16 protein-coding genes are annotated in these 23,242 nt (G+C 37.3%); 12 read left to right on the top strand and 4 right to left on the bottom strand.

Going from position 1 to position 23,242, the window contains the following annotated elements; all coding sequences use genetic code 11:
• The first annotated feature begins 460 nt into the window (after nucleotides 1–460).
• The 4 genes from ACJ2A9_RS18585 to ACJ2A9_RS18600 all read left to right on the top strand — a co-directional run bounded on the left by ACJ2A9_RS18585 (nucleotide 461) and on the right by ACJ2A9_RS18600 (nucleotide 4,489).
• On the top strand, nucleotides 461–1,720 hold the full coding sequence (locus ACJ2A9_RS18585) for a quaternary amine ABC transporter ATP-binding protein (RefSeq protein WP_441423180.1): 1,260 nt from the start codon (nucleotides 461–463) through the stop codon (nucleotides 1,718–1,720).
• Nucleotides 1,721–2,569, top strand: coding sequence for an ABC transporter permease (locus ACJ2A9_RS18590; RefSeq protein ID WP_441423181.1), 849 nt, complete (start codon nucleotides 1,721–1,723; stop codon nucleotides 2,567–2,569).
• Nucleotides 2,566–3,462, top strand: a complete 897-nt coding sequence (locus ACJ2A9_RS18595; protein WP_441423182.1) for a glycine betaine ABC transporter substrate-binding protein — start codon at nucleotides 2,566–2,568, stop codon at nucleotides 3,460–3,462. The genes ACJ2A9_RS18590 and ACJ2A9_RS18595 overlap by 4 nt, the downstream gene beginning before the upstream one ends.
• Nucleotides 3,463–3,565: 103 nt before the next feature.
• The gene (locus tag ACJ2A9_RS18600; RefSeq protein ID WP_441423183.1) at nucleotides 3,566–4,489 is read left to right on the top strand and encodes a sugar phosphate isomerase/epimerase family protein; all 924 of its coding nucleotides are present in this window, start codon (nucleotides 3,566–3,568) and stop codon (nucleotides 4,487–4,489) included.
• 395 nt (nucleotides 4,490–4,884) lie between these two features.
• On the opposite strand, the gene ACJ2A9_RS18605 is transcribed toward ACJ2A9_RS18600, so the two are convergent.
• Entirely contained in the window at nucleotides 4,885–6,459 is a 1,575-nt protein-coding gene (locus tag ACJ2A9_RS18605) for a sigma-54 interaction domain-containing protein (protein ID WP_441423184.1), read from the bottom strand.
• 450 nt (nucleotides 6,460–6,909) lie between these two features.
• Between ACJ2A9_RS18605 and pruA the strand changes: the two genes are divergently transcribed.
• Complete coding sequence (gene pruA, locus ACJ2A9_RS18610) at nucleotides 6,910–8,457, top strand: L-glutamate gamma-semialdehyde dehydrogenase (RefSeq protein ID WP_441423185.1); 1,548 nt, start codon at nucleotides 6,910–6,912, stop codon at nucleotides 8,455–8,457.
• Nucleotides 8,458–8,753: 296 nt separating this feature from the next.
• On the opposite strand, the gene putP is transcribed toward pruA, so the two are convergent.
• Nucleotides 8,754–10,283, bottom strand: a complete 1,530-nt coding sequence (gene putP / locus ACJ2A9_RS18615) for a sodium/proline symporter PutP (protein ID WP_441423186.1) — start codon at nucleotides 10,281–10,283, stop codon at nucleotides 8,754–8,756.
• A 446-nt stretch (nucleotides 10,284–10,729) separates the two neighbouring features.
• Between putP and ACJ2A9_RS18620 the strand changes: the two genes are divergently transcribed.
• The 7 genes from ACJ2A9_RS18620 to ACJ2A9_RS18650 all read left to right on the top strand — a co-directional run bounded on the left by ACJ2A9_RS18620 (nucleotide 10,730) and on the right by ACJ2A9_RS18650 (nucleotide 19,661).
• Nucleotides 10,730–11,644 (top strand): proline dehydrogenase family protein, encoded by a 915-nt coding sequence (locus ACJ2A9_RS18620; protein ID WP_441423187.1) that lies wholly within the window; start codon nucleotides 10,730–10,732, stop codon nucleotides 11,642–11,644.
• A gap of 373 nt (nucleotides 11,645–12,017) precedes the next feature.
• A complete protein-coding gene (locus ACJ2A9_RS18625) occupies nucleotides 12,018–12,479 on the top strand; it encodes a hypothetical protein (protein ID WP_441423188.1) in 462 nt (153 codons plus the stop codon).
• Complete coding sequence (locus ACJ2A9_RS18630; protein ID WP_441423189.1) at nucleotides 12,472–13,704, top strand: glutathionylspermidine synthase family protein; 1,233 nt, start codon at nucleotides 12,472–12,474, stop codon at nucleotides 13,702–13,704. Before ACJ2A9_RS18625 ends, ACJ2A9_RS18630 begins: the two co-directional genes overlap by 8 nt.
• Nucleotides 13,701–14,117, top strand: coding sequence for a DUF350 domain-containing protein (locus ACJ2A9_RS18635; RefSeq protein ID WP_441423190.1), 417 nt, complete (start codon nucleotides 13,701–13,703; stop codon nucleotides 14,115–14,117). Before ACJ2A9_RS18630 ends, ACJ2A9_RS18635 begins: the two co-directional genes overlap by 4 nt.
• A gap of 16 nt (nucleotides 14,118–14,133) precedes the next feature.
• A complete protein-coding gene (locus ACJ2A9_RS18640; RefSeq protein ID WP_441423191.1) occupies nucleotides 14,134–15,375 on the top strand; it encodes a glutathionylspermidine synthase family protein in 1,242 nt (413 codons plus the stop codon).
• 430 nt (nucleotides 15,376–15,805) lie between these two features.
• Nucleotides 15,806–18,559: a phosphoenolpyruvate carboxylase gene (ppc, locus tag ACJ2A9_RS18645; protein ID WP_441423192.1), complete on the top strand. Its 2,754-nt coding sequence runs from the start codon at nucleotides 15,806–15,808 to the stop codon at nucleotides 18,557–18,559.
• Nucleotides 18,560–18,797: 238 nt separating this feature from the next.
• Nucleotides 18,798–19,661: a class II fructose-bisphosphate aldolase gene (locus ACJ2A9_RS18650; protein ID WP_441423200.1), complete on the top strand. Its 864-nt coding sequence runs from the start codon at nucleotides 18,798–18,800 to the stop codon at nucleotides 19,659–19,661.
• A 217-nt stretch (nucleotides 19,662–19,878) separates the two neighbouring features.
• Here the strand turns inward: ACJ2A9_RS18650 and nspC are convergent, their stop codons facing one another.
• Together nspC and ACJ2A9_RS18660 are read right to left on the bottom strand one after the other, a co-directional pair.
• The gene (gene nspC / locus ACJ2A9_RS18655) at nucleotides 19,879–21,006 is read right to left on the bottom strand and encodes a carboxynorspermidine decarboxylase (protein ID WP_441423193.1); all 1,128 of its coding nucleotides are present in this window, start codon (nucleotides 21,004–21,006) and stop codon (nucleotides 19,879–19,881) included.
• Nucleotides 21,007–22,251, bottom strand: coding sequence for a saccharopine dehydrogenase family protein (locus ACJ2A9_RS18660; RefSeq protein WP_441423194.1), 1,245 nt, complete (start codon nucleotides 22,249–22,251; stop codon nucleotides 21,007–21,009).
• Nucleotides 22,252–23,242: the final 991 nt, after the last annotated feature.

A 23,242-nucleotide genomic window follows, 5' to 3' on the forward strand; every position in this document is an offset into this window, starting at 1 on the left:
TAAATCGCGATAGTTAAATGATCGTGATCATATTAATAATATTATCATAGTGGAAATGTATTTAAAACCCCTTATTAATAGATTTTTCAAAAAATTATATTTATTAAAAATAAAATCGGAAGAAAGCTGTATAAAATATTTAAAGTAAGTTTTACGGCCTCTCCAATAGGATGACAAATAGACTTGAGAATGTAATGATCTTCTATCTTCTTTACAATAATTTCTTCAAGATTTTTTTTCTCTAGTAAGACTTATTATCAGATTATCAGTTTAATTATTTTGAAAATTGTATAAATTCAGAGTTGTCTATCCTATTTTGTTGTGATAATATGTGATCACGAACATATTGAGATCAAGATCTTTTATAAATCGCGATCCTTTTTATGTTTTCATGAATTAAATTCTACAGATTGGCTTTTCTTTTCAGTTATTAAAAAATATCAGAGAGGTGAACAGTTGAATGGATAGTTACTCGGGAAACACAAAATTAAGAGTTAAAAATGTAACTAAGATCTTTGGGAAAAATCCTAAACAAGCAATTAAGTTACTAAACGAAGGGGAAAGTAAAGATGAGATTCTAGAGAAGAGTGGATTAACAGTCGGGGTAAACAATGCGAATTTTGAGGTAAATCAAGGTGAAATCTTCGTTATTATGGGGTTATCTGGAAGTGGTAAATCGACTCTTGTAAGAATGTTGAATCGTTTGATTGATCCAACTATTGGTGAAATTTATATTGATGGCCAAGACATAACAAAGATGAATAAAGAAGATCTGAAAAATACTAGAAGAAAAAAAATAAGTATGGTATTTCAGCGTTTTGGATTATTTCCTCATAGAAGTGTATTAAAAAATATCGAATTTGGTTTAGAAGTTCAAGGTTTAGATAAGAAATCCAGAAAAGAAACTGCTATAAAGTCACTTGAATTAGTTGGTTTATCAGGATATGAAAATAGTTTTCCGCATCAACTAAGTGGTGGTATGCAACAACGTGTTGGACTTGCAAGAGCATTGGCGAACGACCCTGATATTTTGCTAATGGATGAAGCGTTTAGTGCACTTGATCCTTTAATTAGAAAAGATATGCAAGAAGAACTACTTAACTTACAAGCAACGATGAATAAAACGATTATTTTTATTACACATGATTTAGATGAAGCATTAAGAATAGGAGACCGCATTGCTTTAATGAAAGATGGAAGTATTGTTCAAATTGGCGAACCTGAAGATATACTGCTAAATCCTTCAAATGAATTTGTAAGTTCTTTCTTAAAAGATATTGATTTATCAAAAGTGTTAACTGCTTCAAATATTATGACAGCTCCTCTATCAATGGATATCAGAAAAGATATTAAAAATGCTATTAGTCTTATGGAATCCAATGAGTTATCTACTATTTTTATAACAAATAAGAAAAAAGAGTTAATAGGAGCTCTAACGTTAGAAGGGGCCAAATCAGCTCTAAAAATAGGAAAGAAACTTGATGATGCAATAGTCAGAAACGTTGAAAGTGTTTCTGAAGAGACATTGATAGTTGATTTACTTGGAAAAGCTTTCTACACAAAGATACCGCTTGCAGTACTAGATGATACTAGAAAATTAAAAGGGGTTATATTAAATAGATCGATTATTGGTGCAATGTCCGGTAATAAGGATTTGATTAACCGCAGTTCCAACTTTAATGATAAAAATGAAATTAGTAGTAAAGCTGAGGTGATTTAGATGGATTTGTCTTTTAATAAAATACCAATTGGTGACTGGATAGAAGTAGTTGTTAATTTTTTAATAACAAATTTAGGTGGATTTTTTAATCTTATAACTACTATTGTTGGTTTCTTTGTAGACACTCTTCAAGGAACGTTTGCGAGTATACCACCTTTGTTATTTATCGTTATTCTTATTCTATTTTCCTGGTGGATTAGTCAGTGGAAAATGGCTCTATTTACAGCAATTGGATTGTTGTTGGTGATTAATTTAGGTTTATGGACCCATGTTTTATTTACTTTATCACTTGTCCTAACAGCTGTTTTAATATCAGTTTTAATAGGCGTTCCTTTAGGGATATTGTGTGCAAAGAATGATACTGTAAACCAAATCGTAACACCTATTTTGGATTTTATGCAGACTATGCCAGCATTTGTTTATTTAATACCAGCAATTTTCTTTTTTGGACTAGGGATGGTACCAGGAGTTTTTGCATCTGTAGTTTTTGCAATGCCTCCTACTATTAGACTAACAAACTTTGGGATCCGTCAAGTTAATGAAGAACTAATTGAAGCTTCAGACTCTTTTGGGGCAACCGGAATTCAAAAACTTATAAAAGTCCAATTACCAGTTGCTTTACCGACTGTAATGACAGGAATCAATCAATCTATTATGTTAGCTCTATCTATGGTAGTAATAGCATCAATGATTGGAGCTCCTGGCCTTGGAACAGAAGTTTACCGTTCAATTTCCCAGTTGAATGTTGGCATGGGGTTTGAAGCGGGTCTAGCAATTGTAATAGTAGCCATTATCTTAGATAGACTAACCCAAAATATTGGTAAAAGAAAGAAGGGGAATTTAGCATGAAAAAAACCGCAATATTCATTTTATTAATGTTATTTTTATCTTTTGCAATTGTAGGATGTAGTGGAACAGAAAATACAAATAGCAAAGAAGAGGATACTGAAAAATCAGTTGGAGATTTGGTAAACTATACCATTACAGGTATTGAACCCGGCTCAGGGATGATGGGAGTTACTCAAACGGCAATAGAAGAATATGGGTTAGACAAATGGATATTGTTTGAAAGTTCCGAAGCAGCCATGCTTGCAAGTCTTAATAGTGCGTACAAAAATCAGGAGCCTATAATCATTACTGGATGGGTACCTCATTGGATGTTTTCTGAATGGGACTTGAAGTTTTTGGAAGATCCAAAACAAATTTTTGGTCCAGAAGAACAAACACATACTATAGTTCGCCAGGGGTTAAGGAATGATCATCCTAGTGCCTACGATTTAATGGATCGTTTCTATTGGAATCCGGATAATTTAGCAGATGTTATGCAATCAATTGAACATGGAAACGAACCTAAGTTGGCAGGTGAAGAATGGGTTAAAAATCATAGTGAATTAGTGAAAGAATGGACCGAGGGAATACCAACAGTAAATGGGGAAGAAGTCAGTATTGTACACAATTCGTGGGCAGATGTTATTGCAGGATCAAACGTAGCAGCAGCTTTATTGGAGACAATTGGTTATGATGTGAAGTTAATTCAAGTGGAAGCAGCTCCTCTTTGGGCCGGATTAGCAAAGGGGGATGTAGATATTTTTGTAGGAGCATGGTTACCGACTAATCATATGGCTTATTATGAAGAATATAAAGAGAAAATAGAGGACCTGGGAGCTAATTTAGATGGAACAAGAATTGGTCTTGTTGTCCCTGAATATATGGATCTTAATTCTATAGAGGATTTAAAGTAGGGCATTTAAAACGAATCGGCCGGGGCGATATTGCCTGCGTTTTATATCCATTTCAGTAAAAGATAACAGAACAGAAATGGGAAACGAAAGGAAGGTAAATGCAATGTTAAATAGTAATAACAGACCAATCAAGCTCGGAATGCATACTTACACCCTGCACTTTTTTGGTTTGGGCGAAAGCTGGGGCTTTGGAGGGGACTATGCATTTCCTCAGACTATTAATTTGAAGCAGCTGATGGATTATGCAGTTGAATGGGAGCTGGATGGGCTTCAAATCACAAAGGTCGATCTGCAGAATACGGAAGCAGAGCATCTTGCAGAGGTCAAGGCCGCTGCTGAAGAACGTGGTTTGTTTCTGGAGTTCAACGCTTCGTTCGATGCGCCCAGTGATTCGCGGGTAAATTGCACTGTACGGGAAGCACTGCAAATCACCAAGGCAATTGGCTCCGATCTGGTAAAGTTCAGCCTTGATGTGAAGCGCCCGCGCCCCAACTACGCCACCCGATTCCATCCGGATGTCATGCGGCAGCTTGCCGTCCGTTATGAAGAATTCAAAGAAGCGCTGCCTCTGGTCGAAGAGCTTGGCTTGAAAGTGGCGATTGAAAATCACTGTGACACTTATGCTGATGAGGTTCTCTGGCTTGTTGATCAGATCGACCATCCGTTAGTTGGTACCTGCCTGGACACAGTCAACTCCGTCTCGGTCACTGAGGGACCGGAGGAATCGGTGAAGAAGCTCGCGCCCGGTGCATTCTGCTGTCATTTCAGCGACAATAAGCTGGTAATCGATCCTCTTGGTGCGCACTGGATCGGCGTTCCACACGGTACGGGAGATATCGACCTGCCGAAGGTTCTAAAAGCGCTGAGAGAGCAATCCAAACTGGATCGCGTCATTTTTGAGAATGAAATCCCCTTCCTCCGTCCGGATGAACCGTTGGAGGAGGCGCGCGAGAGAGAGCTTCAGGCCTGCAAGGAGAGCATTGCATATCTGAGAAATGTGCTGCAGATTGGTGTCAGAAATCGCTAAGCATGTTTCTGCCGGTCTATCAAATGAACTTAGAAAAATGTAAGGGAACTAAGCTTAAGCTTGAAATACATGATTGGTTTGGGGTGAAGAATATTTTTGAAATGATTTTAGGCATTTGATTAAATGATTTAGAAAGTATAAGGTAAACACCACTGCATCAATATGTCAAAAATTACCTCCCGACCCGCTGTGAGGCAGTCGCGCAGGTCATTATAAAAGAAGAAGCAGGTACCCAATAAGGGTTTCCTGCTTTCAGTATTATTAGCATCAACATAAATAAGAATGAGTATGATTTTCCGTCATCTGGCACTAAAACATTAGAGGAGATTCCTTTTAGCAAGGGGTTCTGTTGTTCTATTACTGACTTAGAGAACTAGAGTTGTAAATTCAATTCTTTAGTTGATTTTATATTTTTTCATCTTATTATAGAGAGTGGCCCTGGAGATACCTAATAGTTTCGCAGTAGCAGACTTGTTCCCGTACGTTTTTTTTAGAGCTAGTTTTATTTCGTTCTCTTCACCTTTTATTAATTGAGAGAATGCCTCCAAATCGTTAGCGGATTCCTGTAATTCTGGTTCAGTTTTATCTCTAAAAAAATTTGATGGAAGATGATCAGGTTTAATAACGTCATTATCTCCTCCTAAAATAACAATTCGTTCAATGACATTTCGAAGCTGACGGACGTTTCCTTGCCAGCGATGTTGAAGAAAGGTATACATCACTTCCGGGTCAATCTTAGGAATAGGTGTAGCATACTTTGCTGAAAACTCTTTTAAAAATAATTGAATAAGTTCTGGAATATCTTCAATTCTTTCCCGTAAAGGTGGAACAGAAATAGAAATCACATTTAAGCGATAATATAGATCTTCGCGGAAGCTGCCGTTTTCGATCATTTTTTCTAAATCCCGATTGGTAGCTGCAATAATTCTAACTTCTATCGGTATTGCTTCATTTCCGCCAATACGGTAGAACTTTCTTTCTTGTAAGACACGCAATAGTTTTACTTGTAATTCAAGTGGCATTTCTCCGATTTCATCTAGAAAGATGGTCCCATCTTTTGCGGCATCAAATTTTCCTTTTTTCCCTCCTTTGACCGCCCCGGTAAATGCTCCTTGTTCATAACCGAAAAGTTCACTTTCAAACAAAGGGGCAGGGATCGCTCCGCAGTTAATTGCAATGAAAGGATTTTCTGAGCGATTGCTTCCTTTATGAATGCCCTCGGCAAATAATTCTTTCCCAACCCCGCTTTCTCCCGTAATTAACACAGCAGCATCAGTTCTTGCTACTTTCGCCGCTAAATCCACGGATGATTGTAATACTTTACTCCGTCCTTTGATTTTCGAAAATGGTGACAATTTTTCGTCTCCTACATTACTCTCTAATTCATGTAAGTAAGCGGTTGTCGAAGAAAGTTCATCATTTAATCGAACTACATCTGTAATATCCCGTTCAATGGAAAGGCCACCAATAATTTTGCCGTCAACATAAATGGGGGCAGTATTAATTAAAACATGGACATGGGATTTTGGCCGATTATACTTGTTAACTACTCCATTGCCTTCTTTTATAGTAGTCATAAGAACAACTGCTTCTTTTTTGAAGAAGTTCGTAATCGATTTTCCTTGTACTTCATGTGATGATAGTCCGTACATTTCTTCAGATTTAGGATTCCAGGAAAGAATATTACCTTTGTGATCAACGATTGTCACGGCATCATTGACTGTATTTAGTAACTCCTCGTAATATGCTCGTGTCTTTTTCCATTGTTTAAAGACTTCGGTTTGAATGGATTTATAAGGAACCCACCCAATAATTGTTCCATCATCATCCTCTAATAATAAGTCAGTCTCGTCTTTATTATCAGCAATCTCTGATAATGGTAATTTATAATAGCACTTTTTCATCGATTCTAGGTTCAAGTTCTTATATAAAGGTAAGGATAGATCGTTAAGTGTAATGTAATAGTTCATGTCGAACCTCCTTTTAAGTGGTTTTACAATTATGTTAATAGTTATTTTGATTGTATACACAATTGTTTGAAAAATCCATAAATTCTTACAAAAGTATCAAAATTGTATAATAATTGGATTTTAGAAAAAGAAGTTTAAAGTTGAGGAAGATGAAATAGTGTAGGGTAATTGAAACCAATATAATGTGATATTTTTTACCCGCAGCTATATCAGACTAAAATACTCAAGAAAATGCAGACTGTATAAAAAGGTTATACAAAACCGTCTAACTAGATTGGTATTTATACACTATTGTATAAATTTTATAGAGTAATAAATGTTTAGATGATTATAGGATGTGTAAATGAAACTAAGGCATTAAAGCATTATAGGAACCTGATTTTAAAGTTGGCACGATTGTTGCATTAGAAATATTGTGAGTATACAAACAATATTATCGGAGGGATTTAGATGTTAACACCTTACAAACATGAACCGTTCACGGATTTTACAGTAGAGGAAAACCGTATAGACTTTGAGGCTGCATTACGCCAAGTAGAAGGGGAGTTAGGTAAGGAGTATAGCCTTGTAATCGGCGGAGAGCGTGTGTCAACGGAAGAGAAAATTGTTTCATATAATCCGTCAAACAAAGAAGAAATTATAGGGATTGTATCAAAAGCAAATCAGGATCTTGCTGAAAAAGCAATACAGGAAGCAAATAATGCTTTTCAAACATGGAGAAAAGCAAACCCAGAGGAGCGTGCAAATATTTTAATACGTGCCGCTGCAATAGTCCGCCGCCGTAAACATGAATTTTCAGCATGGTTAGTCAAAGAAGGAGGAAAGCCTTGGAAAGAAGCTGATGCAGATACAGCAGAAGCGATTGATTTCATGGAGTATTATGCGCGTCAAATGGTTGAGATCAAAAATGGGAAATCAATAAACAGTCGTGAAGGAGAACTGAACCAATATATGTATACACCGATTGGGGTAACTGTAACAATTTCTCCATGGAACTTTGCGTTCGCGATTATGGCTGGAACGACAGTAGCGCCTATAGTGACTGGAAACACTGTCCTATTAAAGCCTGCTAGTACGACTCCAGTTGTAGCGGCGAAGTTTGTAGAAGTATTAGAAGAAGCTGGACTTCCAAAAGGAGTAGTCAATTTTGTGCCAGGAAATGGGGCGGAAGTGGGCGATTATCTTGTTGATCATCCAAAAACAAGCCTAATTACGTTTACAGGGTCACGTGACGTTGGAACTCGTTTGTATGAACGTGCTGCTGTCGTTCAATCGGGTCAAAATCATTTGAAGCGTGTCATTGTTGAGATGGGTGGTAAAGATACTGTGGTTGTTGATAGTGAAGCTGATTTAGATTTAGCAGCCCAATCAATTGTGATCTCAGCGTTTGGTTTTTCAGGACAAAAATGTTCAGCAGGATCACGTGCTGTGATACATGAAGATGTTTATGATGAAGTATTAGAAAAAGCAATCAAGCTTACACAAGAGTTATCAGTTGGAGATCCAACAACAAATGAGCATTATATGGGACCAGTTATTGATCAAAAGGCATTTGATAAAATCATGAGTTATATTGAAATTGGTAAAGATGAAGGACGTCTAGTTGCCGGTGGTGAAGGAGATAACTCGATAGGGTATTTCATTCAGCCGACAATTTTTGCAGATGTTGATCCACAAGCAAGGCTCATGCAAGAAGAAATCTTTGGCCCAGTTGTAGCGTTTAGTAAAGCAAAGGACTTTGATCATGCACTAGAAATCGCAAATAATACGGAATACGGGTTAACAGGAGCCGTCATTACAAAAAATCGTGAACGAATCGAACAAGCGAAGCAGGATTTTCATGTTGGAAACTTATACTTTAACCGTAATTGTACTGGTGCGATAGTCGGCTATCACCCGTTTGGAGGCTTTAAAATGTCAGGAACAGATTCGAAAGCGGGCGGACCGGATTATTTAACACTTCATATGCAAGCGAAGACTGTTTCTGAAATGTTTTAATAGATTCCTACATGCCATATTAGTCCTAGAAGTATAGATTATTAAATTACCTCCGAAGTAAAATGAGAAAAAGACCTTCTTAAAAGATAATCTTAACTCATACTACTTCGGGGTCTTTTCTGTGGAGACAGCTACGTACTACTTGAAGTTCGACCTACCACCATAGATAAGATTGTGTAGTAATAGCACGCGCTTCCATCTTCGCCTTGATAGCAAGTACTTATATTAGCATTTTGTGAAAAAAAAATGGCATGAATCCAACTAATTATTGAACTCATGCCATATTTTTTAATTTCCTATATAGCTTTATTTGTATCGGTTGATTTTTGTTTAGGTTGAGGATAAATTGCTCGGTTAAACTCCTCTTCTATTTCGGCAGATGGTGCTTTATCAATGGTACTAACAAATATAACAGCAACCGTTGCAAGAATAAAACCTGGAACGAGTTCGTATAAGCCTATACTACTAAACAAGGGAATCTTATTCCAAAAGATAACCGTCATTGCTCCGATTAAGATTCCGGCTAAAGCTCCATTTCTAGTCATTCTTATCCAGAAAAGAGAAAGGATAATAACCGGACCAAATGCGGCTCCAAATCCAGCCCAAGCATAAGAAACGAGTTCAAGGACATTACCCCCGCTTTTTGCCAAAATGACAGCGATTACAGAGATGAAAATAACGGAACCACGGCTTACCCATACAAGTTCTTTTTCGTTAGCTTCTCTTCTTAAAATTTGCTTATAGAAATCCTCAGCAATTGCACTCGATGAAACGAGAAGTTGTGAATCGATTGTACTCATAATGGCTGCTAAAATGGCCGCAAGCAAGATTCCGGCAACCCATGGGTTAAATAAGGATTGAACGAGGAGAATAAAGACACTTTCAGGGTTTTCAAGAGGTGTTTCAAAATATGTAATTCCTACTAAACCCACTAACCCCGCACCAATTAAAGATAGTACAACCCATACAATAGCAATTAGTCTTGCCTTTGGAATTTCACTTGCACTTCTGATACTCATAAATCGAGTAAGGATATGAGGTTGTCCAAAGTACCCTAATCCCCAGGCTAATAGTGATATAGTTCCTATTATACTAAATGTAGTGATATTGGTTGTCCAGGTTCCATCTTCAACTCCAACAGATTTCATAATATTAAGTAAGTCAATATTTACTTGTCCAATAGATCCCCATAGACCAGTGAATCCACCTAATGAAACGATGATTACTGTCGGAACGAGCAATAATGCACAGAACATGAGGATCCCTTGAATAAAGTCGGTTAAGCTTACAGCAAGGAAACCACCTAAAAAGGTATATGATACAATGACAATCGAGCCGACGAATAATGCGACATTATAATCAATTCCGAAGGCTTGTTCAAAAAGAACAGCTCCTGCAACCATTCCTGAAGAAGCATAAAATAAGAAGAAAAGAATAATAGTTAGTGCTGATATTACACGAATTACTTTTGAATTATCTTTAAAACGGTTTTCCAGGTAGTCTGGAATTGTAATTGAGTTTACTGCTTCAGTGTAACGGCGTAAACGTTTTGCGATAAATTGCCAATTTAGATATGTTCCAACTGCTAATCCAATTGCAATCCACATTCCATTTATACCAGTTACATAAATCGCTCCAGGAAGCCCTAGTAGCAACCATCCACTCATATCAGATGCTTGAGCACTCATGGCAGCAACCCAGCTATTTAATTTCCTACCGCCTAGGAAGTAGTCAGAAATAGTATTTGTTCTCCTGTACGTCCAAAGTCCAATGAGAAGCATTCCAATTAAATAAACGATAAATGTTGCAATAGTTCCTAAATTCAACGGCGATCACTCCTTTTCAGTAAATAAAGTTAGAATTGACAATGCTATTATTGCGAGCATAGGAATAAAAATCCATAGTCCAGTGGTTAGTGGTAAGTTCATCTTCATCCTCCTTTAGTAACTATTTAAATATTGTGTTAACTATAATTAATGCAAATACTATGCCAAGATCATAAGCTAAGGTTTTTTAAAGTAGAAAAATGAAGTGAAATCAATACCAATGCTAATTAGGGAAAGTAAACAACTAAAAATTTGGTTTAGATCCTCGAAATCTAGAAAAGGCTTTAATATTTACAATAATGTCTATTGTGGTATACAAGGTTGTGTAACGCCTTATACACATTCTCTTAATAAATGCTCTAATTGCTAATCTACCACCATTTATTTTTGGCATTGTTTTTGCAGTATTAACTGATAAAAAACAAAATGAAAGGTGGAGAGGTAATATGTTAGAGCAATCAATGAAATCATTCTTTATGTTCCTTTCTCAAAATAAAGCAATGAATCATGCGGCTAAAAAATGGGGATTAAAGTTTGGAGCATCACAAGTTGTCGCAGGTCAAACAATTGACAATGCGATCCTAAAGGTCAAGGAACTAAATGAAAAGGGATTAACTTGTACAGTTGATCATTTGGGAGAGTTTGTTGAATCAAAAGAGGAAGCAATGGAATCGACAGAATATTGTATTAAATCGATTGAAACAATTGCTGAATCAAAAGTTGACTGTAACCTATCATTAAAAATGACTCAATTAGGTCTCGATATTAGCTACGAGTTTTGTTTAGAAAATATGAGGAGAATTTTAAATAGTGCTAACAAGCATAATATATTTGTCCGAATCGATATGGAGGATTATGCCCACTGCCAACAGACATTAGATATGCTTGCGGAACTCAGAAAAGAATATAACAATGTAGGAACAGTCATCCAAGCCTATCTTCATCGAGCTGAAAAAGATATAGAAGATTTAAATGGGGTACCTTTACGATTAGTGAAAGGAGCATATAAAGAATCGCCGGAGGTTGCTTATCAAGATAAAAATAAAATTGATGAAAATTATTTTAGGATAATTAAACAGCACTTAACGAATGGAAGTTATACAGCCATTGCTTCTCATGATCATACAATTATTGAAAAAGTAAAGAAATTTGTTAAAGAGAACAACATTCCCAAGGACTTATTTGAATTTCAAATGCTATATGGGTTTCGAACTAACCTTCAATTACAATTAGTGCAGGAAGGTTACATTGTAAGAGTGTATGTTCCATTTGGTAAGGATTGGTTTGGCTATTTTATGCGCCGTATGGCTGAACGTCCACAAAATGTAGCTTTTGCGGTTAGAGGATTGACCTCAAAGTAAAGAGAGAAAATATAGTAATAGAATAATAGTAGACGGTCACATATGAGCATATATGTGACCTTATTTTATTATTAGACTTGAAGCGGACTTTTTGTACCTAATGAATCATTACCTCGTTTTCCCATAGATTAACTTAGTTCAAGATCTTTTATACTTATGTCTGTAGCCTATTTATTAACTGGAAATTTTTTTCAAAATTACTTAAGTTTTGATACAATGAAGATATTATAGCTAACGTCAGAAAAATAAAAGTACATAACAGTATAGAAATAGTACTTTTTACGATTTCTTAGCGAGTTGGGCTAAAGGGGATAATTTTTTAGGGTAATAATCTATATTTATTCATTCGAATAGCATTCAGGGAGGTGTTATCATGAAAAAACCAAAAACCGATAAACTTTTGAGAGGATTACTTAGTTCGAGTGTTGCTTTCATGGGATTGGCTGGATGTTCGCCTGCGATACAGGATGAATTGTTTTCCCCGCCGGCGATGCCGGACCCGAATGTACAACCAGACCCTGATCTCCTGCCAACTCCTGAGGAGGCGGACTGTGATACATGGAAATGGGATGAAGAAGCAGAGGGCTACCAATGCGCAGAGCAGGGTAACGAAAACTATGGTCATTATTATTATGGTGGGATGTGGTTTCCTACAATGGCTGCTTTTATGGCTGGGAGAGCAACGGCTGGCGGAGGAACAAGAACGAGACAGCCTGGCGTAACAACGCCGCGAACTGATCCGAATGTAAATCCTGATCGACAACAGACTAGAAACCCTAACCAAGTGACCAATCCTCGCTCAGGAATTGGAGGAGGGGGGAACATTGGTGGATAGGCGAGATGCCTTTTATACCAGTATCCCATCATTTTGGGATCGATTATACGGTGAGGAATATGCGCTGTATGACTGTTTGCCACTTGAGCAAAAAGATATCAATTTGATTCGAGAAGCCACTAATGAAATTTATTCGATTTATAAAAAATTTAATCATATGCTAAAAGGAGTTCCAGACGAGACGTGCATCACTCTTGGTTTTTCTGAAAAAGCATTACCTTTTCTTAAGATGGCGCTTCTCCCTTATGAAACAGTAATTGGACGGTTCGACCTGATTCCAACAGTGGAAGGGCTAAAAGTTATTGAGTTCAACTCGGATACCCCAACATTTATTCGTGAATTATTTGAGGTGAATGGGCTAGTTTCTAAGCAATTTGGAATGGCTAATCCGAATGCCGGGGAAATGGAGTATTTAGGCAAAGCACTACGTAATAGCATTTTTCATTGTGCGAAGCAAATAGGGGTGACCGGTCATCCATATGTCGTATTTACTGCCCACGAAGAGGATGTTGAAGATCGTGAAACGATGATGTTTTTGCTGAAAGTTGCCCAGGTGAAAGGAGCTACCTTTGTCCCGCTGCATCAGCTACAAGTCGATGCAGGCAAAGCAGTTTATGACGGGATGGGAAATAAAATTGATATACTCTACCGTCATACCTACCCTCTAGAAGCTTTACTTGAGGATGTAAGCGACGATCAGTTTCCAGTTGGAATCGAATTCATGAATTTGGTGAAACAGAGAAAAGTGGGCATGTTAAACCCGGTCTCTGCGTTTTTAATGCAGAGTAAGGCGGTAATGGCGGCGATATGGGGAATGCATGAACTAAGGAGTCCGTTTTTTACAGAACGTGAGCATCAAATCATCAACCGCTACTTTCTACCGACGTATTTAGATGAGGCCCCTTTTGTTGAGAGGAAAGAGCGTTATGTCAAAAAGCCTGCTTTTGGCCGTGAAGGGGATACGATTGAAATAAGAGAAAATGGAGAGACGCTTTATGCTCCAACGAAAACAACCTATGACCATTATGTAAAAGTCTATCAAAAATATGTCGAGCTTCCTAAGGCACTTGTGGCAACAGAAGCTGGCAAAAAAGAAGCTCACCTGCTAATAGGAAGTTTTATTATTAATGAAAAAGCTAGTGCGTTTGGATATCGAGCCGGTGAACACATTACCGATAACCTATCTTATTTTTTACCTTGTGGAGTAAAAGGAGGAAGCGAATGAATATAACCTATTATCTACAAACCTTTGATCACTTTTTAATTTATTTGGCCGTATCTCTCGTTTTATTTTTTATTGGAACCTATATTTTTAAGTTAATCACGCCATACTCGGAACGGGATCAAATTAGAAACGGTAACACAGCAGTGGCATTAAAGCTCTTAGGTAAAATGGCAGGCCTTGTAGTTGTTCTGCAATCAGCAATCCACCATTCGATTAACCTAGTTGATTTAGTTATTTGGGCATTAATTGCGATTATCGTTCAAATTGTATTGCATCTTGTCATTGAATACGTTTTTACCCGCAATACGAATTTGGCGAAAGAAGTGGAAAATGGCAATGTTGCTGTCGGTTTGTTGCTTGGTGGAGTTTCGGTATTAGTTGGCCTTATTGTTGCTGCCAATATAAGTTTTTAAAAAGGAGAATATTTATATGCTTCCGTACAAATCATTAACTGAACCATTTGAACCTGAAGTTTACTTAAAGAGGTGGGAAGCAATCGAGCGGAAGGTTGCCGCCAAAGGGTTTACGTGGGCAACACTCTATGAAAACGGTGAAGATAATCAATACATGAGTGATTCTTTACTCATTGTTCCACCACCTGTCGTTCGGGAGTTAGAGAATGCATCGAAAGCTGTAAACGATATTTTTCAAAAAACATATGAGCAGATCGTAAATGATCGTTCGTCTATCCACAAGATGGGAATCCCTGTTTCCTTATGGGATCTTTTTCATCAACCAGGAAAGACGGCATTTTCCTATTTTACGAGGTATGATTTTATTGCTTCAGCAGACGGACTTAAGGTGATTGAGGGCAATACTGATACACCAGTCGGGATTGTTGAAGCAGCCATTGCCCAAGAAATCATTTGTAAGGAACATAGTAGTAAAAATCCTAACGAGCGAATTGCCACAAACATCAAAAACGCTTGGAATCAAATCATACGTGATTACAATATTTCAAGCACTGATACTCTTTACTTTACATGTGCAGATTGGCACGAAGAGGATAAACAAACTGTTCAATACTTAATGAGTCTATACCCTCAACAATCAGAATACATACCATTAGATCAAATTGTCGTTGAAAAAGAAGATGTTCGGACACCAAAAGGAGAACGAATCTATTTTTTGTACCGTCTTTATCCGCTTGAATATTTTCCGGATGAAATAGGGCCAACTGGAGAAAGAATTGGAGAGCAATTCATCGCCCACATTATTAACGATAAAATCAAAGTGATCAATCCCCCGTCTAGTTTACTGATGCAATCGAAAGCCCTTTTCGCATTGATAACAGAAAAGAAAGAAGCGTGGTACACAAGGACGGAACAAGCGGTGATTGAAGAATACTTTTTACCTACATATGAGACATCACATTCGCTGCATTCCTATGTGAAAAAACCTGTACTTGGTCGTGAAGGTGGCGGCATCCAAATTGTCTCAGAAGGACAAGTTCTAGACGAGGACGCAGATTATTACCAAAATCAACGGGTTGTCTTTCAACAATACTTCCCGTTGCCAGACCAAACAATTGATACATGGGATGGACCATACACTGGAAAGCTATTAATCGGCTCTCATGTCATTAATGGTGAACCAAGCGGGCTATTTTTCCGGGTTGGTGGTTTAATTACGGGTAACCTCTCTATGTTTGTCGCATATACAACCAGTTGAGGAGGAAAATAAGAATTTATTGGTACCAGGTACGGCTTGTGGGGATTAGATCGGCTTTTGTCTTTTTGTGTTAGGTAACGATTATACTATCAACAGTATGATTTTCAACCCATTGTTATTAAAGTGGAAAATCACCTACCATATTACGAAGCATTAGATAAAGCATAGCATATATACAGAAAATATATGATGACCTTGTTAATGTGAAGTGTGTGGCGCAGGTCATTTTAAAAAAAAAGAGAAAGCAGGTACCCAATAAGGGTTTCCTGCTACAAAAGAGGCATTCCTAAAATTAAAAAAATTTTGAATTTGTCAATTTCGCATTTTTTCGGTATTATAAATAGTAACCAAAAATTTTTCGTCTAACAGGGACGTTAAATGGCTCGCATGGACAATATTTGTCCCTGCAATATTTAAAGGAGTTGTTGCTATGCTAAAAGTAGATGATCCGAATACACTATTACGAAATGATGTAAGAAAGCTTGGTAGTATGTTAGGGGAAATATTAGTACACCAAGGTGGGATTTCACTCTTAAATAAAGTAGAAACAATCCGGAAAAAGACGATTGATTTACGAAAAGGTTTTGATGAAAAAACATATGAGGAGCTAAAAGAAGAGATTCATAGTTTAGAGCCTCCAATGCGTCAACAAGTGATTCGGGCCTTTGCCATTTATTTTCACCTGGCCAATATTGCAGAACAGAACCACCGAATCCGACGCAGACGCGAGTATCAACTTCAGGGAGATGAAGTGATTCAACCATTTTCTCTTGAAAAAGCAGTAACTGCCCTAAAAGAAAATGATATATCAGAGGATGTAATCCAACGTGTTTTAGAGGATTTATCCCTTGAATTAGTGATTACTGCGCACCCAACGGAGGCAACAAAGCGATCAATACTTGAAACGCAAAAGCGAATTTTATTGATTCTCAAAGAATTTGATCGTGCTGTATTAACGAAGAGAGAAAAAGAAAAATTGGATGAAAGCTTGTTCAATGAGATCACTTCATTGTGGCAATCAAATGAATTAAGGGATCGTAAACCATCTGTTTTAGATGAAGTGAAAAATGGTCTTTATTATTTTGATCAAACATTATTTGATGTGTTGCCAGATATCCATCAAGAGTTAGAGTATCAACTCGAAGAACACTATCCAAACGTGAAATGGGATGTACCAGACTTCCTTCGTTTTGGTTCATGGATTGGCGGAGACCGTGATGGAAATCCATTTGTAACACCTGAGGTTACCTGGAAGACACTTGAAAAGCATCGAAAGCTAGTTATTAAAAAGTACGATGAAGCCATTGTCGATTTAATGAGACGGTTTAGTCAGTCAACGGCACGCGTATCGGTGAGTGAGGAGTTACTTACGTCCGTAGAAAAAGACGAGAATCTCTACCTGGATAGAGGAGAGGAGTGGCCAGTACAATCAGAAGTATATCGTCGTAAGTTTGCTGTAATGATCAAACGGTTACGACAGGTTGGAAAGTCAGAGATTGGCTATCAATCGTCTGAAGAGCTACATAAAGATTTACTGCTCATTAAAAATAGCGCTGATCAACACCAACCCTCACACCACAGATTAAAAACGTTGCATAAAGTAATTCGTCAAGTGCAATTGTTTGGTTTCCATTTAGCAACGTTGGATATTAGAAACCATAGTGGAGAGCATGAATCAGCGATGGCGGAAATCTTAAAAGCTGTCAATATATCTAATGATTATGCATCCCTATCAGAAGAAGAGAAAGTGACTGTTCTTGAAAATGCACTTAAAGATCCAAGACCTCTATTATTGTTTGAACAAGGCTATTCCAAAGAAACTCAAAGTGTTATTAACGTATTTAAACTGATAAAAAAGGCGCACGAAGTATTTGGAAAACGTTCAATCGAGGTTTACCTTGTAAGTATGACTCAATCTGCAAGCGACTTACTAGAAGTACTTGTTCTTGCAAAAGAAGCAGGGATCTATCGCAAACATGCCGATGGCAGTGTTGAAAGTGGATTAACGGTGGCTCCTTTACTTGAAACGATCGATGATTTAGTAGCGGGTCCTGAAATTATGAAGAAGCTATTTACGATGGATGTGTATCGTGCTCATCTGGAGCAACGTGGTAATCACCAGGAAATCATGCTGGGTTATTCTGATGGAAGTAAGGATGGCGGAACCTTAACTGCGAATTGGAAGTTATACAAAGCACAGCAAGAAATACATGATATGGCGAAAGAATACAACATTCGATTGAAATTTTTCCATGGTCGAGGAGGTTCATTAGGGCGTGGAGGCGGACCGCTAAACCGCAGTATCTTATCACAGCCAGCGGAAACGTTAGGAGACGGTGTGAAGATTACCGAACAAGGTGAAGTATTATCTTCACGTTATTTGTTAGGAGATATTGCTTATCGTAGTTTAGAGCAGGCGGCTTCAACTTTACTAAAAGCATCGGCTCACGTATCGAAAACATCTGAGGAAAATCACTATAGGGAAAAAGCATGGGAAGAAGCGATGGAGGACATTTCAGCACAGGCGCTAAAAAAATATCAATCTCTCGTTTTTGAAGATAAAGATTTCTTAACCTATTTCAATCAGGTGACACCTTTAGAAGAATTAGCGGCACTAAATATCGGATCACGTCCAATGAAACGGAAGAATAGCAATCAATTTGAAAACTTACGGGCAATTCCATGGGTATTTGCCTGGACACAATGCCGACAGTTAATCCCTGCATGGTATGCTGCAGGATCTGGGCTAAAAGCTTTTGCATCAAAAAGTGATAAGAATATCAAACTTTTACAAAGCATGTATCAAGAGTGGCCATTTTTCCGCTCAACGATTAATAATCTTCAAATGGCTCTCATGAAAGCAGACTTAACAACGGCGAAAGAGTATGCAAAATTAGTCGAAGATCAAGCTATTGGGGAACGTATTTATCAAAATATTGTTGATGAATACAACAAGACGAAAGAGATTCTGTTAGCCATTTCAGATAACAAAGAGTTATTGGATCATACACCAAATATTAAGGAATCTGTTCATTTACGAAATCCTTATATCGATCCACTTAACTTCTTACAAGTGGAATTAATTAAGAAAATGCGTGAATCAGAGGAAAATAAAGAAGACCTCTTAATTGAAGTGTTGTTAACGATTAATGGAATTGCCGCAGGACTTAGAAACACAGGCTGATTTAAAGGAACGACTCCCACACGGACACGAGAGGCGTTATTTGTGAAAAAAAGCCCTTTCTAGAGGTTAAGCGGACACCACGGCTCTTATTTCAGTGAAAAGGGGCAGATTTATGCTCGGTTAAGGCAAATAAGTGCCCTCATGTCCGCCTAGCCTTTTAATAGGGTCAAATCATATAAATAAGCTCTCTCATGTCCGGATAGGAAAAAAATAATTGAAAGAGAAAGGATTTGTTAATATGCCATTAGTATCAATGAAAGAAATGTTAATTAAAGCGAAAGAAGAAGGATATGCAGTAGGACAATTTAACTTAAATAACCTAGAGTATACGCAAGCGATTTTACAAGCGGCAGAAGATGAAAAGTCACCGGTGATTTGCGGAGTGTCTGAAGGGGCAGCACGTTACATGGGTGGGTTTAATGTTGTTGTTGATATGGTGAAAGCATTAATGAAGTCATACAATGTAACAGTACCAGTAGCGATTCATTTAGATCATGGATCAAGTTTTGAAAAGTGTGCAGAGGCTATTCAAGCAGGCTTTACATCGGTAATGATTGATGGTTCACATCATCCGCTTGATGAAAACATTGCACTAACAAAGAAAGTCGTCGAGCTAGCTCATATTCATGGGGTATCAGTTGAAGCGGAATTAGGCCGCATTGGCGGACAAGAGGACGACTTAATTGTTGATGATGCTGATGCAGCTTATGCAATCCCAGCCGAGTGTGATCAATTGGTGCGTGAAACAAATGTTGATTGCTTTGCACCAGCACTGGGCTCTGTACACGGTCCTTATAAAGGAGAGCCGAACCTTGGTTTTGACCGCATGAAAGAAGTTATGGAATTAACTGGGGTTCCGCTTGTGTTACACGGTGGAACAGGGATTCCGACTAAAGATATTCAAAAAGCAATCTCACTTGGAACAGCAAAAATTAACGTGAATACAGAAAATCAAATTTCGTCCACAAAAGTCATTCGTGAGGTTTTAGCAGAAAAGCCAGACCTATACGATCCGCGAAAATTTTTAGGCCCAGCTAGAGATGCGATTAAAGAAACAGTCAAAGGGAAGATGCGCGAATTCGGATCTTCAAATAAAGCGTAATATCTAAGGGATTGATTGTCTAAAAACTAATAAATAATAGTAGAATAGATCTCATAGAACCTTTATTATAAAAGGCTTTCGATAGTTCATAATGTGGCTACTCGAAAGTCTTTATTTTTGTAGTTGTATAATATAGTAATTTAGTATTTCTACATAAAAAAACCAGATTCATTCTATAGAATCTGGTTTAAGGCTATTTTAACGTTCTTAGTTACTTTTAAGCAAGTCTCATTTTGAAATCTTGATAACCAAATTGATGCACGATATGACAATCTCCATCTTTGTCTTTAACGGCGATAGCTGGTAATGGCATCCCGTTAAACGTAGTGTTTTTCACCATCGTGTAGATTGCCATGTCGCCAAAGACTAGGCGGTCACCGCTTTCCAAAGGCTTGTCAAAAGAATAGTCACCAATCGTATCTCCTGAAAGACATGTTTGTCCACCAAGTCGATACGTAAATGGTTTTTCGCCAACTTCCCCTGATCCGAAAAGTGGAGGACGGTATGGCATTTCCAAGACATCAGGCATATGACATGATGCAGAAGTATCAAGGATTGCAATCTCCATTCCGTTTTTCATCGTATCAAGTACGGTTGTGATTAGGTAGCCTGCGTTTAGAGCAACGGCTTCTCCAGGCTCAAGATAAACCTGTAAATCATACTTTTGTTGCATTCTTCTAATGCACTGTTCTAATAGTGGAATATCATAATCTTCTCTTGTGATGTGGTGTCCACCACCAAAGTTAATCCATTCCAACTGCGAAAGCCACGGTCCAAATTTTTCTTCAACAGCATCTAGTGTCTTTGCAAGGTCATCAGAGTTTTGCTGACAAAGAGTATGAAAGTGAAGTCCGGAAATCCCTTCAAGTGATTCAGGACGGAAGTGTTCGATTGTCACACCGAATCTAGAACCAGTTGCACATGGGTTATAGATTTCATGTCCAACTTGAGTTGAGCATTCTGGATTAATGCGAAGACCGATTTTCTTACCAGCATTTAAAACTTTTTCACCAAATTTCTCCACTTGTGAAAATGAGTTAAAGATAACATGATCACAGTAAGAAATAATTTCATCAATTTCATCTTCACGATAAGCGGGGGCAAAGACATGGTTTTCTTTGCCCATTTCCTCATAGCCAAGTTTTGCTTCATATAAGCCACTTGCAGCTGTACCGCTTAAATATTTACCAATTAGTGGGTAGGTTGTATACATCGAAAATGCTTTTTGCGCCAGAATGATTTTCGCTCCTGTACGTTCCATAACACCGTTCAAGATTTTGAGATTTTTTTCTAAAAGGGCTTCGTCTACTACATAACAGGGTGTCGGTAAGTCTTCAAATCGCATTTAACGTACAGACTCCAGTTCTGGTGTTTCCGATTTAATAGGATCATTGTCAACAAGCTTTGGATCGAAACTTTCTTTCCAAGGTAATCCCCACTTGTTTAATGCATCCATGAATGGATCTGGATCAAATTCTTCGATATTGTATACGCCTGGCTTATTCCATTTTCCAGTCATGATCATCATGGCACCGATCATTGCTGGAACTCCTGTTGTGTAAGATACTGCCTGTGAACCGACTTCTTTAAAGCATTCTTCATGGTCACAAACATTGTATACGTAATACGTCTTCTCTTTTCCGTCTTTTTTACCTCTAAAGATACATCCAATATTTGTCTTACCCTTTGTACGTGGTCCTAGAGTAGAAGGATCAGGTAATAAGGCTTTTAAGAACTGAAGTGGGATAATTTGTTTTCCTTCATATTCAATTGGTTCAATTGAAGTTAAACCAACATTCTCAAGACACTTTAAGTGCGTAAGGTAGCTCTCGCCGAATGTCATGAAGAAACGAATACGCTTAAGTCCAGGAATATTTACTGCAAGAGATTCAAGTTCTTCATGGTATAATAAATACATATCCTTTTCACCGATTTCAGGGAAATCATAAACACGTTTAATTTCCATCGGTTGAGTTTCGATCCACTCACCATTTTCCCAATATCTTCCGTTTGCAGAAACCTCACGGATATTGATTTCCGGGTTAAAGTTTGTAGCAAAAGGATATCCATGGTCTCCAGCATTACAGTCAAGAATATCGATATATTCAATTTCATCAAAGTGATGTTTAAGCGCATGTGCAGAAAATACACCTGTAACACCTGGGTCAAATCCGCTTCCTAAAAGAGCTGTAATACCAGCTTTTTCAAAACGCTCGCGGTAGTCCCATTGCCATTTGTATTCAAACTTAGCTGTGTCTTCCGGCTCATAATTCGCAGTATCTAAGTAGTGTGTTTTTGTTGCAAGGCAAGCATCCATAATTGTTAAATCTTGATAAGGTAAAGCCAAGTTCATGACGATATCTGGTTTTACTTCTTCAATTAAAGCAATTAACTCATCTACATTATTTGCATCAACTTGTGCAGTTGTAATTTTTGTTTTTCCACCATCAAGTTTCGCTTTTAAGTCATCACATTTTGATTTCGTACGACTAGCGATACAAATCTCTTCAAAAACCTCGCTGTTTTGAACGCATTTATGGATGGCTACTGACGCCACTCCACCGCAACCGATAATAAGTGCTTTTCCCATTATACATATCTCCTAACTAAATAGATTTTTTTAAAATATAGAGGATCTTCACAACAACCAAAATAGAGGTTTATCAACTATAATTAGGATGTCATTAGGAAAATAGACTGTTGTTGTTATAACCTCTTAATAAACACAAAAAAAGCAAGTGTAAACGCATATATTGCGCACAACACTTGCTAAGATACCATCATCAATATTAAAAAGCAAAAGAATAATATGACAAAAGTCATATATTTACATCTCATCTATCATAACTAATTTAATCAATATGATAGAAAGCTCTTTAATATTCAATATATCTTACATAAGATCAGAGTCTATATAGCAAATAATTACTTTTTAGCACTCTTATTGACCGTTTCACAAGTTGTTGTGCAAAAAATGCACTGGTTGTAAAGTAACCAACTTATAAAATTTGAGCTTTTAACTCAATCAATAAGGCAACTTAGTTGCCAATCGGCATTTGACCCAGCTGTCCGTATGGCTTTAACTTCCTTGAGGAAGTGGTCAAAATTATCTGCTTGGAAAGACCTGATAATTTGAATATTAACTTTCCAAATAACGCTACTATAGAGTATCAACATCTAGTGAAAATTTCAATAGAAAAAATGAAAAAAAAATTACAAATTTCGACTAGCAAATAAGATCAATAAATGGTGCTGGATATTATCCACTGAAAAATTACTTATATATAATAAGGAAGAAACTTGTATCACAAAAGGATATTGCCTTGCGGGATATTAGTTATTATGTGTATGGTATTAAATTATTATGAAGAAATACAAAAAAATATCTTTTTTTAGATAGATATTGCGCAGAATGTTGAGATGTGATATATTATTCATTGTCGCTGATGAGCGATATAAGATTTTGTTAAAGATATATCCATCATATTCCTTCGAAAAAAGTTCTTGCATTGAAGAGTTGTTTGATGGTATGATATTCATTGTCGCTGTTAAGAGACACGTTAGTTCTTTGAAAACTGAAC

The organism is Anaerobacillus sp. MEB173 (genome assembly GCF_052119505.1).
Taxonomy (GTDB): domain Bacteria; phylum Bacillota; class Bacilli; order Bacillales; family JBJMAU01; genus JBJMAU01.

What these genes read in the sequence shown, in the direction of transcription:
- ACJ2A9_RS18585 (WP_441423180.1), top strand. Translation starts at nt 461, where the DNA reads ATGGATAGTTACTCGGGAAACACAAAATTAAGAGTTAAAAATGTAACT.
- nspC (WP_441423193.1), bottom strand. Translation starts at nt 21,006, where the DNA reads ATGCGATTTGAAGACTTACCGACACCCTGTTATGTAGTAGACGAAGCC.
- pruA (WP_441423185.1), top strand. Translation starts at nt 6,910, where the DNA reads ATGTTAACACCTTACAAACATGAACCGTTCACGGATTTTACAGTAGAG.
- ACJ2A9_RS18640 (WP_441423191.1), top strand. Translation starts at nt 14,134, where the DNA reads ATGCTTCCGTACAAATCATTAACTGAACCATTTGAACCTGAAGTTTAC.
- ACJ2A9_RS18635 (WP_441423190.1), top strand. Translation starts at nt 13,701, where the DNA reads ATGAATATAACCTATTATCTACAAACCTTTGATCACTTTTTAATTTAT.
- ACJ2A9_RS18650 (WP_441423200.1), top strand. Translation starts at nt 18,798, where the DNA reads ATGCCATTAGTATCAATGAAAGAAATGTTAATTAAAGCGAAAGAAGAA.
- ppc (WP_441423192.1), top strand. Translation starts at nt 15,806, where the DNA reads ATGCTAAAAGTAGATGATCCGAATACACTATTACGAAATGATGTAAGA.
- ACJ2A9_RS18590 (WP_441423181.1), top strand. Translation starts at nt 1,721, where the DNA reads ATGGATTTGTCTTTTAATAAAATACCAATTGGTGACTGGATAGAAGTA.
- ACJ2A9_RS18600 (WP_441423183.1), top strand. Translation starts at nt 3,566, where the DNA reads ATGTTAAATAGTAATAACAGACCAATCAAGCTCGGAATGCATACTTAC.
- ACJ2A9_RS18605 (WP_441423184.1), bottom strand. Translation starts at nt 6,459, where the DNA reads ATGAACTATTACATTACACTTAACGATCTATCCTTACCTTTATATAAG.
- ACJ2A9_RS18620 (WP_441423187.1), top strand. Translation starts at nt 10,730, where the DNA reads ATGTTAGAGCAATCAATGAAATCATTCTTTATGTTCCTTTCTCAAAAT.
- ACJ2A9_RS18660 (WP_441423194.1), bottom strand. Translation starts at nt 22,251, where the DNA reads ATGGGAAAAGCACTTATTATCGGTTGCGGTGGAGTGGCGTCAGTAGCC.
- ACJ2A9_RS18595 (WP_441423182.1), top strand. Translation starts at nt 2,566, where the DNA reads ATGAAAAAAACCGCAATATTCATTTTATTAATGTTATTTTTATCTTTT.
- ACJ2A9_RS18625 (WP_441423188.1), top strand. Translation starts at nt 12,018, where the DNA reads ATGAAAAAACCAAAAACCGATAAACTTTTGAGAGGATTACTTAGTTCG.